This is a genomic window from Amycolatopsis dendrobii (assembly GCF_014145675.1).
Lineage (GTDB): Bacteria > Actinomycetota > Actinomycetes > Mycobacteriales > Pseudonocardiaceae > Amycolatopsis > Amycolatopsis dendrobii.
On record NZ_JACGZW010000010.1, the window covers coordinates 370,455 to 382,694 of the forward strand.

11 protein-coding genes are annotated in these 12,240 nt (G+C 66.5%); 10 read left to right on the forward strand and 1 reads right to left on the reverse strand.

Translation table 11 applies throughout. The annotated features are described in order from the left end of the window. The first annotated feature begins 38 nt into the window (after window positions 1-38). Together H4281_RS30035 and H4281_RS30040 are read left to right on the forward strand one after the other, a co-directional pair. Window positions 39-1,115, forward strand: coding sequence for a FadR/GntR family transcriptional regulator (locus tag H4281_RS30035; RefSeq protein WP_182894253.1), 1,077 nt, complete (start codon window positions 39-41; stop codon window positions 1,113-1,115). 407 nt (window positions 1,116-1,522) lie between these two features. Then, entirely contained in the window at window positions 1,523-2,197 is a 675-nt protein-coding gene (locus H4281_RS30040; RefSeq protein ID WP_182894254.1) for a class I SAM-dependent methyltransferase, read from the forward strand. A 1,598-nt stretch (window positions 2,198-3,795) separates the two neighbouring features. Here the strand turns inward: H4281_RS30040 and H4281_RS30045 are convergent. After that, window positions 3,796-4,176 (reverse strand): hypothetical protein, encoded by a 381-nt coding sequence (locus tag H4281_RS30045; protein ID WP_246412397.1) that lies wholly within the window; start codon window positions 4,174-4,176, stop codon window positions 3,796-3,798. A gap of 1,799 nt (window positions 4,177-5,975) precedes the next feature. Here H4281_RS30045 and H4281_RS30050 point away from each other — a divergent pair. From H4281_RS30050 to H4281_RS30085, 8 genes are all read left to right on the forward strand, one after another. Further along, window positions 5,976-6,587, forward strand: a complete 612-nt coding sequence (locus tag H4281_RS30050; protein WP_220508008.1) for a PE domain-containing protein — start codon at window positions 5,976-5,978, stop codon at window positions 6,585-6,587. 4 nt (window positions 6,588-6,591) lie between these two features. Continuing rightward, window positions 6,592-7,203, forward strand: coding sequence for a DUF3558 domain-containing protein (locus H4281_RS30055; RefSeq protein ID WP_312872206.1), 612 nt, complete (start codon window positions 6,592-6,594; stop codon window positions 7,201-7,203). Beyond that, the gene (locus tag H4281_RS30060) at window positions 7,203-8,501 is read left to right on the forward strand and encodes a hypothetical protein (RefSeq protein WP_182894256.1); all 1,299 of its coding nucleotides are present in this window, start codon (window positions 7,203-7,205) and stop codon (window positions 8,499-8,501) included. Before H4281_RS30055 ends, H4281_RS30060 begins: the two co-directional genes overlap by 1 nt. 3 nt (window positions 8,502-8,504) lie before the next feature. Then, the gene (locus tag H4281_RS30065) at window positions 8,505-9,251 is read left to right on the forward strand and encodes an ESX secretion-associated protein EspG (RefSeq protein ID WP_182894257.1); all 747 of its coding nucleotides are present in this window, start codon (window positions 8,505-8,507) and stop codon (window positions 9,249-9,251) included. A 117-nt stretch (window positions 9,252-9,368) separates the two neighbouring features. After that, entirely contained in the window at window positions 9,369-9,740 is a 372-nt protein-coding gene (locus H4281_RS30070; protein WP_512699000.1) for a DUF6317 family protein, read from the forward strand. Next, window positions 9,737-11,083: a putative T7SS-secreted protein gene (locus tag H4281_RS30075; RefSeq protein ID WP_182894259.1), complete on the forward strand. Its 1,347-nt coding sequence runs from the start codon at window positions 9,737-9,739 to the stop codon at window positions 11,081-11,083. The genes H4281_RS30070 and H4281_RS30075 overlap by 4 nt, the downstream gene beginning before the upstream one ends. Window positions 11,084-11,087: 4 nt before the next feature. Then, on the forward strand, window positions 11,088-11,690 hold the full coding sequence (locus tag H4281_RS30080) for a hypothetical protein (protein WP_182894260.1): 603 nt from the start codon (window positions 11,088-11,090) through the stop codon (window positions 11,688-11,690). Further along, window positions 11,690-12,208 carry a hypothetical protein gene (locus tag H4281_RS30085; RefSeq protein WP_182894261.1) on the forward strand — a complete coding sequence of 173 codons (519 nt, stop codon included), beginning with the start codon at window positions 11,690-11,692 and terminating at the stop codon, window positions 12,206-12,208. Before H4281_RS30080 ends, H4281_RS30085 begins: the two co-directional genes overlap by 1 nt. Window positions 12,209-12,240 lie beyond the last annotated feature (32 nt).

The window sequence follows — 12,240 nt, forward strand, 5'->3', positions numbered from 1 at the left end:
GCCCGCGACCGGTTCGAAGATGGCGGTCCGCTGTCTGCGTGGAAGCGGTCCAGTCGTTCGGTCAGCGCGGCGGCGAGTTCGGCGTGAGTGAGTCGCGCGGCGACCGTGGCCTGTGGGCGGACGACCGGCTGCCGAGCGAACGCGCGTTGAGCGAGTCGCTGCAGGTCATCGGCGCAAGCGGCGGTGCGAAGATCAGCGACCGCCTCGGCCCGACGATCTCCCGGCTCATGCGGCCGTACGCGGCGCTAGGGCATTTCGATCTCGAAGACGTGCTGCACACCCGTCGTCTGCTGGAAGAAGAGACAGCACGTGTTGCGGCTGCCGAACGCACCGACGAGCAGCTCGCTCGCCTCGAGACGCTGCTGGGCCAGATAGACGCCGCCGACGCGGATGGCGGCACGTACCTCGCCTTGGACGGCAAATTCCACGTCGCGGTCGCGCTCGCCAGAGGCAACCCGCTGCTGCCACACCTCATGTGCTCCGTGCGCGACGCCGTCACCGAGCACCTGGTGAACGGGAATCGACCGGCCAGGTGGCCCAAACTGGCGTCCTCGGCGCAGAAATCGCACCGCGCCCAGCGCGATGCCGCCACAGCAGCAGAGCGGGTCCGCAGGCACAAGGCGTTCTCCGCCGCAGCCGCTGTCTGCAACTACCACGTGAGCCTGGAGGCACTCGGCCCGCGAGTAGCAAAGCGAACGAGATGGCCTACCGTTCCGCTGGCCCACGTTTCCCGGACGCGGCCGCTATACCGTCGAGACCACGCGTTCTTCGATCGGGCCCGACGAAGCCGGTCGGTGCAGTTCGCGGTTCGGAAGCAGCGGTTCTCCGGGCACTCGCGCCGCACCTTGGCCGGGCTGCTCGGCGCTGGAACGGCAGGTGTGCGCGTGCGACGTCAAGGACCATCTGCCGCAACATTGGGGTGGTCCGAGTTCCGGCCCCGTCGCTCGAGTCCCGCAAGTTTCACGCTGGCCCGCCGACGGGACCCGGTTCGAGCCGACTGCGGGCCGACTTCCGGATGCGGTCGTACGGCTATCGGCAGCGCTGTGCAATCCGGAAAGCTGACACCGCGCTCGGCGCGGTCAATAGCTGCTTATTTCTCAAATATTTGTTTCTAGGTCAGCGAAAAGCGAACCACGGAGACGTGAACACCGGTCCAAATTTGTCCAGTCCTCATCGCCAACGGCCAGCGGGACGCTCTGCTGTGCGGGACCATGGTCGACTGTGCATAGCGGATTCCCTGCAGCGCTACGAATCGCAGTATTTCAGCCGAGAGGCCCATCTGCAAACGTACATACTGTCCAGTTCGAGACACTCCGTCGATCTTCATGCGAATTCCGCTTACTGGTTCGATGCCGCCAACCTGTGGGTCGGCCGGCTCCCCTAAGGGGTTTCCCTGAAGTGGCGCGCGCAACCCGTCGCTAAACTGCGGAAATCGCCGGTGTCACCAACGAATTACGGAGTCCTGCACGCCATGGTGTCCTCGCAGCAAGCACGACCCTACTTCGGGATCGACGCTCCGCCGGTGATCGTCGCGAACGCGGCGCTCGGTTTCGTCGGCATTGCGATTACCGCAGTGTCTCTGGCTGGGATCATCGATTTCGCCTGGTTTGGCGTACTGCTTATCGTGGGAGGCTCAGGCACCGCGGCGCTCATGCTCCACAGTTCGCTGCGCGGGAAGCGCAGAGCACGTGAACAGCAGCTCGATCGGCTTGCCCTGCGCGGCGACGAAGTCGTCCTCGATCTCGGGTGCGGCAGCGGGCTCCTGCTCATCGGTGTCGCCGCACGGCTCACTACGGGAAGGGCTACTGGCATCGACCTCTGGCGCACGCGAGACCAGGCCGGATCGGATCGCAAGACCTGCTTGGAAAACGCCGTGAGAACCGGGGTCGCAGACAAGATCGAACTGGTCGACGGCGACATGGCCAAGCTTCCCTTTCCTTCGGGTTCCTTCGACCTCGTCACAGGCTGCCTCTCGGTCCACAACCTGCATCCCGACAGCCGCCGCGCCGAATGCGTCTCCGAGGCTTTCCGGGTGCTCCGTCCTGGCGGGAGGTTGTTGCTCATCGACTTCTCCGGCACAGCTCAGTACGCGCGGCTGGCTGTCGAGGCCGGCATGACGGAGGTCGGCCGAAGCGGCCTGCTCGGCGGCATGTTCCCGCCGTGTCGGGCGGTAACGGCGACCAAACCTGCCCAATAGCCGCGCGCTGGCACGGTCACTGTCCGCCGAACTGCCCGTAAAGGAAAGGACGGGGAGCTCACCAGGGTCCAAGGGCGGCCAGTGAGGGCTGGCTCATTGACTGGTAGTGCCTCAGTGGGGGCGGCTGTGGCGACCTGGCGTGCGTTGAGGAGTTCGAAGGCGAGCGTGTCGGAGGTGTCGAAAGGCGGTGCCTGGCACTCGTCCGAGGCGCTTGGAGTTGACTGGTTTCTGCTTCCGCCATCGCGATTTCCCAAGGTCGGAAAGTGGTGGAGATCTCCTGCCTGTCCTCAGCGGCCATCCCCTCAGCGCTTTCCGGATCACTGGTGTCTCCGGCGACGCCCGCAGTCGCGCGCAATTTCTCGCAGCCCGGCTGGCTCGTACACCCTCCTAGTCGTGCACCAGGACTGGACTGCCCCGGTCGGCGGCAGCTCTGGCGTGGGCCAGTAACTAGTTCTCCGGCGTCAGAATTGGTATGCACCTGGCCGGCGATCCCGATCCTCGTGTGCGTCGCACGCTGGCAGAAGCCGTGCAGAACGCCGGAGCAACGGGAGCCCTCGACCAGGTTCGCCAGACGCTGGCATCCGATCCGTGGTACAGCGTGCGCCACAAACCGGTTCGAGGGCACAGCGAGTAGGCCGTCCTGGAGTACCTCTCAGGCCTTCGGCGCGGCGCTGGAAGTGCCTTCCTGCATGCAGAGCGGCAGCCGGGCGGACGAGCGGTGGCGGGGCGAACGACGTGTGTCGCCAGTCGAGCGAGGGGCGATTACTGTCGATTTAAGCGCCGACTGAAGGCGATCGAGAGCGAATCAGGTAATAAACTTTTGCAAAATTTCCGGCTAGATCGAATGATGTCGATTCGAAATGGTTTACAACAATTAACCGGAGGGTTCTTGGTTCGAGTCCAAGCGGGGGAGCAAAGCCCAGGTCAGCGCCCTGGGCTTTTTTGCTACCCGGGAGTAGGGGTGATTTAGCGTCGATTTTGACGGTCGTCCAAGCGGTCTGCGGTCGGCGGCCGGTGATCCGCCGCGGTTGCCGGGTGGCGGTTCGAAGCCGTGGGTCGGCGCTGCAGTTGGCCGCTGTCGATCTTGGCGCGGTTGATTCCGCTCGATATGTCGACTCGTCGCTTGATGTGTGTATCCAGGGCCGTGGCAGCGTCGGGTTGACGATCGAGTTCTGGGACCGCGTCAGGCGTGAGCAAGCAGATCTGCTGCCGCGTGCCGTGGCTTCGACTTAATCTCTGCGCGATTCATGCCGGGCGGCCGTCGAGTTCGTTGCGGTTGAGTCGATCAATGCGGGCTGAGGGGCGAAACGTCGCAGTGCTGAAGCCGCAGACTGTGCGTCGTCCGGGGATTCTGCGGTCGGACGTCAATCGTCGTGCGGTGAACCGCGATCGGGTGCCGACTTGTGTCTTATGTGCGCGGTGATCGAAATAGATGTGCGAATCCCGCCCAGATCGACGCCGATGGCGAAGTTGTCGCAGATCTGCTGCGCGGACATCGGCTGTCCGGCCGTCTCACTGCCCGCCCTGCATGGTCGACAAAAGCGCCTTGGTCACGTTCGTGGCCGCCCTCGTCGCATTGCTGCCGGGAGTGCCCTGGATCAGCACCAGCATCTCGGTCTGATCCGACAGTCCGACCAACAGCGCGTGCCCTCCCCCGCCACAACACCACGCCAGCCGCGGTCCGGGCTCTTCAACAGCTCGAGCAGCCGCGCGGCCTCGGCGCGTCGGTGCCATGGCACCGACCGGGACTGGCCCACGTCGAAGAACTCGGCCACCACCCGCCCGCCCAGCGGTTCGACGAACCGCCGGGCCACACCGAACTGCCACGCGCGCGACGTGCGGGGGTCCTGGTTGTCCTCGGTCGAGCAACGCCCGTAGAACGCGACCGGGCCGGCCGTGTCCCGCTCCGCCGGCGGCGCGGCCGTTCCCCACAGCGCGTCCATGACGCGCCACGGGTCTTTCCCATCGGCACCAGCCATGACGCCCTCCGAACCACCGACCGTCGCCGCACCGCATCCGGGTGTTCAGAAGAATTGTCCATCATGAGCAGACGCCCGGAGCTACACGATTCGGCGAAATTAGCAGAGAAAACGACACCGCAAGAAAACGAATGATTGACCGGATACCTACGCTGATTCTTTCCACAATACGCTGATCCCAGCGCCGCCAGAAAACGTCGCCTGGTGCCGCTCATGTTTGCCGGCCCCGGATGCTCGACACTGTTGGATCCCGTGGGGCAGGTTCCAAAGAGGGGGTGCGCTGAGTCCGACGTGGGTGTCCGAGGCATCCCTGCACCTGGGCAGCGGATCCCGCCACGGCCACCAACCCGACCTCGTCCTCGCAGTCGGTTGGCGTCGAGCCTGCCGCTTCCCGCAGCATACGGCCGATCGTGTTCAGCCGAACTCCGTCGCGAAAGAACTCCTATCGTTCACGTGTTCGCAGGCGCCTTCGCCACGTGGGCGATATGCCGGAGCGTCACTTCAATCTCACCCCTGGTCATGTGACGATCGGAAGATCGGCTGCGGGGAGGGATTCCCTATGGCGAACTGATGACCCAAGGTCGACGAAACCCCAGCAAGCAGATCAAAGTGATCTCGCCAGTCCGCGAGACGGCTCAGGATCACGATAATGGTGATTGAACTGCCCATCCAGTAACTTGACAACGACAGAGATCCCGAGCAATGCGCCGCACCGATCGCACCGAAACCCGACGCAACGACTCCGAGTTCAACCGTTCGAGATCTTGCCTCAGCCTGCCGCGGACGCTGGCCTGTACAGATGAGCCATCCTGGCACCAGCCATGCCAAGGAGATCGAGCTGACCTTGCCGTCCGGGCCGCCCGAATTGACGCCGGCAGCCGCGCGGCTTGCTCGCCCTGCTCCTCAAGCTAGATGACGAGACGCCACCCCCGAAGCCCCGCCGGACGCCGCAGTGAAGGAATCGTGCAGCGCGCATTATCACGAATTTCCCTGGAGCAAATTTGGAGCAGAGCCATGGTTCATGTGACACCAAACAGCGCCGAACTGCATTCAAGTGCAGTCAACTGCGACACGCACCCTGCAGGTTCTCGATAACCGCAGGTCAGGGACGTGTCCCGGCCATTCTGGCAGTGAGGGGTCAGCCGCGCTGCCCCGCAGGTCAGGAACATCCGTCTAACGCCATCCCTGCGACACAGAGCAGCGCCCACAACAAGCGCGACCCACCAAACGACTTGCCGGGCACGCTGACCTCTAATTGCTTCTGATGGTTTTTCAAAGAGCGCTGTTTAGCATCTCATTTCTCATCCATCTTCACCATTTCCATCAACGCAGGGAAAGGAGCTTCCGAGGGCAATTGCGCTAAAGTCTCGGCAGGCGGCCGACTGCATAACTTTGTTCCAGGCCCGGCATGTGAGGTTCTTGGCGAGGATGTTGCGCTCGTAGAACCCCTGCGGGTCTGCGAGTTCTGCCCGACGCTGCCGCCCGAGGTCGGGAATCCTGGCCCGTTGAACCTGTTCCCTGGCACCGGGTACTCCGTGCTGTGATCGACGTGGGTGGCCTAGCTGTCGGTAGCCGGTGACGACCGGGCGGCGCGTCGTCGGTGTTTCGGCTGGTCCAGCGCGTGCCGCAGCTCGCAGTTGTTGCGTTCTGCTGACATCGCGAGGTGGCCGCAGTTAAAGTGACCGGGCGACCACGCACGGTCGCGCAACGGGGGGCGGCGGAGTTCGTCGCGAGCGGAGGGCACGGCGGGAGCTGTCTGTCGATCGGGCGGCGGCCGTCATGGAGGAGGGGCTGTCGGCATGCCGGACGGGCAGAGCGGGCTTGATCGCGTCAATCAGCAGATCACTTCGACGGACCAGCCGGCGGCACCGCCGCCGGGTGCGCCGCCGATGCCGCTGCCGACCAGCGGTCCGGTCGTGACCAGCGGCCCGCCGAGCGCGGGCGGCAACGCCCCGGTGTACGCCCATGCCGGGTATCTCACGCCTGAGCGACAGGCCCAGCGCAATGCCGAGCAGATCGCGACCACGGTGGCGCCTAGCCCGCTAGCGGCGGTGTACGCCGCTCAGAACGCGATGCAGGACATCAGCGCGAACGCCGCGGTGGCTGGCGGCGGCTTCAAGATGGACATCGACACGATGCGGTCGCTGCTCCCGGACTGGGAGGCTATCGCCGACAAGCTCAACGGCATGATTCAGAAGGCGCGGAAGCTGCCGGCGCTGCAGCCGCCGGCCGGGGACCCGGGTAGCAAGCTTCAGATCGAGGCTGCGCGAAGCCACGCGAATGCATACCTGGCCAGCCTGCGGCAACAGCAAGCGTATGCGCAGGGTTACGCAAACCAGCTGAAGAAGGCGATCGATGCCTACGAGAAGCAGGACCAGGCGAACCATGACCGCCTGCGCAAGCAAGGATGATCAGGTGACCAAAACCAGCACTCTCGCCGCCGCGGCTGCGACCCTGTTCCTGGCTGCGGCCTGCTCGTCCACGCCCGGCACGCCCAGCCCTGCCCCGTCAAACGCGGGTTCGGTTCCGCCCGGCACAGCCCCGACGTCGTCGGATACGGCACCCGGCGTGCCGAAAGTGAGCGCTCCGCTCAATGCCGCCAAGTACGAACAGGATCCTTGCTCCCTGCTGACTAAAGAGCAGGCTGGGCAGTTCATCGGGGGCTTGCGCACCAGCAGCAAAGACAGCAACAGCCCTGCGTGCACCTGGAATGGCGAAAACGGCGACAGTATCGGTGTTACGTTCATCCCGAACCAGGGCGGGCTGGCGACAATCTACAAAAACGGCCGGAACGGCGGGAGCGCCTATTTCGAGCCGGCGGAGGTCGCGGGATATCCTGCGGCGTACGTCGACGTCTCGGACGATCGCAAGACCATCGGGTGTCAGATCTCTGTCGGAATCACCGACGGCGAGGTCTTCGCGGTTTCCAACAACCTTCAGACGAGTTCACCGCTGTACGGAAAACCGTGTCCTGCGGTGCTTAAGGCTGCGGAACTCGTAGTAGCCAAGTTGAAGGACGGTGCGTGATGGATGATCCGCAGTCTCTTTCTGCTCCGGAGATCATCGCGTTGGTGAAAAGCGGCAAGGGCTCCGATGACCTGTTCCACGGTTCGGATATGAGCCGCGGTTTCTCGACGGATCACAACGACGTCGCCGACAAGATGCTGCAACTGCAGGGCAAGATGAGCCAGTACTGGCAGGGTGACGCGGCCGGTCAGGCGAACGCCGGCGCCGGTCCTCTCGTGCAGGCGTCGAAGGTCAGCGGCCAGCATCTGCAAGCCGTTGACGGGCTCTACAGCGGCCAGGGCGGCTCGTACAACACGTTGAAGTCGAAGGTCCAGTCGGTCGGTGACATCGGCGACCGGCCGAGCGACGACCTGGTCAGCGGCACGTGGTTCTCGTTCTTGAGCAACCGGGCCGACCAGATCAAGCAGTGGGACGAGAAAGCCCAGGTCGTCGTGGACAGCTACCACGGTTATTACGGCGAGTCGCAGAACAATTCCGGCCAGTGGGCCGGCCCGTCTCAGTATGGTCAGCTGACCATGCCTGCGGCGGGTGGCGACTTCTCCGTCGGCCAGCCGGGCGGCTCGGGCATCGGGAACGGCCCCTCGCCCTATACGCCGGGCGGTCGCGGGCACGGGGGCACATCGGGTGTGCCGCGTTCCGGCGGCTACAGCGACGGGCCCGGTGGATCCGGCGGATTTGTCGGAACCGGCGGGCCGGGCGGGACAGGGGGCTCCGGCGGCGGGACGCACTCGGACGGCTCGGCTGGTGGTCCGGCGCTCGGGCCGGGTACGCCCACCGGCTCGTATGTCCCGAGCGACGGGACCCGCGCCTCCGGTTACGTGCCGCCGTCCGGCGGCACCGTCGGCGACGCGAATTACTGGAGCCCGGTCGGCGGTCAGACCGGCGGTTCCGGCGGCAACAACCCGACCGGCGGTGGCATGTCCTTCGGGCCGGGCGCTGGTTTCGTGCCGGGGGGAGGCTTCGGCCCTGGCGGGTCTGGCGGCAGCGCGGGCGGTTACGGCAGCGGCAGTGGATACGGCGCCGGCGGCAGCAGCGGGGGCGCTGGCCGCGGCGCGGGTGCCGGCACCGGGTCGGGTGCGTTGAACGCAGGCGCGTCGGCGCAGACTGGCACGCCTGCGTCGGGAGCGGCCGGGCGTCCTGGTGCGGCGGGAATGGGCGGCATGGGCGCGGGCGGCAAAGGCGGCAAGGGCGAAGAAGACACGGAACACAAGACCGCCGACTACCTGCTTGAGCAGGACCCGGACGACGCGCTCGTCGGCGAGCTCCCCAAGGCGGTCCCGCCAGTGATCGGCGCCTGACGGATGCTCGTGCTCAATCGTGAGGTGGTGCTGCCTGGGGACTGCCTGCCGGTGGCAGCCGAAAAGATCGGAGCGTCGCTGCCGACGGCGTTGTCCGGCGAGCCGGTGTGGCGCGATCCGGATGCGGCCAGGGAAAGCCGTGATGCCGCGGTGCAGGCGCTGGCTCAGCAAGGCGTGTGGAGCCGTGGGGGCTTGACCTCGGACTTCGCGCGGACGATGACGGTGCTGTGCCGCGGTGCCGGTGAGCTGTCTGCGACTGTGAACGCTACTGCGGAGCGTCGGTATCGCCTGGTGGTCACGGCGGACGGTTCGGACGCGGTGCTGGCCTGCTTCGTGCCATCCTCGAATCGGGTGCTGATCCGGCCGGCTCGGCCGGACGCGCTCGCCGAGGAGCTGGTGGGGGAACTGCCGCGCGTGCCTCCGGGCGCGGGGCCGGGGCTGTCGGTGAGGGAAGCCGAGCTGAAACGCGTCCTCGGGGGTGCCGTGCCGCACCGGGAGGCTCGTCGGGTCGTGGATGTGGCCAGTTTGCCGCGCACCGGGGCCGGGCAGTTCTCGGCGGCTGCTCGCGACCGGTTCGGCAGGCACAGAGCCAGTGGCGGCAACGTCTGCACCTATTACGACACCGCGGCGGGCCGCTACTTGTTCTCCGTCTCCGGCACGCCGGGCGGAGAGCGGTATGTCAGTGTCGCCCCGGCCAGGCCGGAAACCATGGTCGCACAGCTGCGCACACTGCTGGACGACCTGCGCTGAGGCGACGGGGGTGTGGAGGTCGGGAGGCAGCCCGGCCGGGTCGCTGCAGCGCGGCGGGCCGCGCGGACTGCCCGGATGTGTTCGGATGAGGTGCGACGCTGATGCGGGGAGGCATAGATGTCAGGCGGAGGGTACCGGGTCAACCTGGAGCAAATGGACACGCTCGTCACGACGCTGCAACAGGCCAAAGAGCGCATGACGAATGCGAACAACGCGCTCAAGAACTCGTCCGCGTCCGACATGGGGAGTCGTGATATCGACTCCGCCGGCGGCGAGTTCCAGGAACGGTGGGAATACGGCATCGGCAAGGTCGCCGAGTTCTCGGGCACTGTGGCGGAGGGGCTGGCGAAAGCCAGGCAGGTCTACGCGGACATGGAACAGAAAGTGACCGAGACACTGGGGAAAGCCGGCGGTCAAGCAGAGCAGCCCGCGCCGGTGCCGCCGGCGCGGTCGGCGATCAACGACCGGTTGGACGGGCGGAAAGCATGAACCGGGACCGCATCGCTGATGCCGCCGCCCCGGTGCAGACGGGGAGCTACCCGGCTCTCGGGTTCGACCCGGCGCCCGGGGTCGTCGCGACCGTCTCCGAGGTGGCGGCCACGTTGGGCAAGGTCGGGGCCGAGATGGGCCGCGCGTACGAAGACCTGACCAAGCTCGGGAAGTCGGACAGTTTCTGGGAAGGCGACGGAGCCCAGGCGTTCCAGAAGACCGTCGGCGAAGTTCCCGATTATCTGGACAAAGCGCACCGGTCGCTGTCCGGGGCGTCGGGAACGCTGACCAACTGGGCCGATGACCTGCGCACGATGCAGAGCCATGCCGCTGATCTGGAGCGGCAAGCCGCGGCGGCTCAGTCGCAGGTCGCTTCCGCTCGGTCGAATCCCGATCTGGGGCTGGCGGGGCAGAGTTTCCCTGACCCGGCGCAGTTCCAGCAGGCGCAGGAAGCGCTCGGGCATGCCCAGCAGAGACTGGACCAGGCGCAGCAGGGGCTGGACGCGATCCGGGAGGACGCCAAGCGCCTGCAGGCCCAGCATCTCGACCTGTCCGGTCAGGTCGCCGCCGCGCTGCGCAAAGCCAAGGACGAGGCCCCGGAGGAGCCGGGCCTGCTCGACAAGATCGGCGACGCCATCGGCAAGATCGCCGACGGGATCAAGAACCTGGCGGGCAAGGTCTGGAACTGGGTCAAGGAGCACGCGGACGTCATCGCGAAGATCGGCGACGTCCTCTCGACCATCGGCACGGTTCTCAGCACGATCGCTCCGTTCACGGCGGCCATCCCGATCGTCGGCGAGGTGGTCGCCGCGGCGGCGATCGGGTTCAGCGCCGGGGCGATGGCGGCGCACGGGCTGGCCAAAGCGGCCGGGGCGAACGTCAGCTGGTCCAGCATCGCGTTCGACGCGGTGGGAATGATTCCCGGCGGCGGCACGGCCAAGGGGGCGATCGGCGCGGCCAAGGTCGGCCCGAAGGTGGTCAAGGGCGCCATCGGAGCGGCCAAAGAAGCCAAGGGCGTGGTGCAAGCCGTCGCCAAAGGCGCCGGTGCGGCGCGCAACATCCTGCACGACGAGGGACTTGTCCAGACCGCGTTCGGCTGGGGAGCGAGTTTCGACAAGTGGGTCGGCGGCCCGATCCTCAAGATGGAGCACAGCGCCGGCGCTGCGGGAGCGGCGGCCTGGGGTGCGGCGACCAAGGCGGGCGGCATGGCCGCCAAGTGGGTCGCCGAGCCTTACTTGGAACGGGCCGAGGACTCCGCGAAAGACTTCGTCAAGGACACGGTCACCGGCCGGCCGACGCAATCCGCCGGCCAGATCTTCGACCGGGTCGTGAAGGGACGGTGACCGGATGACCCGTGAGTTCACCTTCACCGTCCCGGACGGTTTCGTCGAACTGCCGGTCGAGGACATCGAGGTAGACGGAGTTGAGAAGCGCGAACTCGACGGCCGGGTGGCGGGCGCGTTCGGGCTGGCCGCGGACGACCCCAACGCGGCGATGCTCGCCAACACCTACGCCTTGTACGGCGAAACCATGGGCTCGCAGGGCATCGGCTACGCGGCGATCGCCGTCTACCGTTCGCCCGACGTCCCCGACCGGCCGATCATGCCGGTCCTGGCCTGCTCGTGCATTCCCTCCGCCCATGACTCGGTCGACGTCGCCGTCGAGGGCCTGCTTGCGGTGCACGCCTCGGTCGAGGGTCGGACGGCGCGTCTGCTCGACCTTCCCGCCGGGAAAGCGGTCGTCACCGTTCAGGAGGAGAAGACGATCCTGCGCAACGACGCGGACGGCATCGAGATCCCTGTCCTGCAACGGCAAGTGGCGGCGTGGATACCGGATCCCCGGGGCACGTCGGTCGCGATGGTCGGGGTGTGCTCGAACAACTGGCAGGATTGGGAACACGTCGTCGTGCTGGCGCTCGACATTTTCGACACCGTCTCCTGGGTGGGCTGATGGACGAACACCTGATCACGCAGGCGCAGCAGTACTTCGAAGCGGCCTGGCGCGAACCGGTCCAGGTCACCGGGATGGGCCGGGTCACGGTCGGCTCGCGACGGGACCGCCGCGGGAAACGGGAACGCGGTGCCGCGAGCGAGAACGGTCCGCGCGGGTGCCTGGTGGAGATCGGTGAGTTCCTGGTGGACGTGGCCTCCACCATCACCTGGCCGTTCGTCACGGTTTGGGCCCTGTTCCGGCTTTTCAAACGCGACGGGCCGAAACGTCATGCCGCGATCCCGAGCGGACCCGCAACCGGCGAGGCATACCGCGTCGCCGAAGCCCTCAAGCAGCATCCCGGCGAGATCGCCGTCGTCCGCGGCAAGACCCAGCTCGCGATCGTCGAACTCACCGGTCTCGGCGCGCAGCCGACCGTCGTCTGGAGCGGCCGTGGAGCCGAGCGACCGCAATGGAGCCCTGCCCCGGCGAGCTTGTACTGGGAAGACGGTTCGATGCTGATGCTTCCCGCGACATAGGGCCGCCGCGTCGGCATCGACTGCTTGCCAGC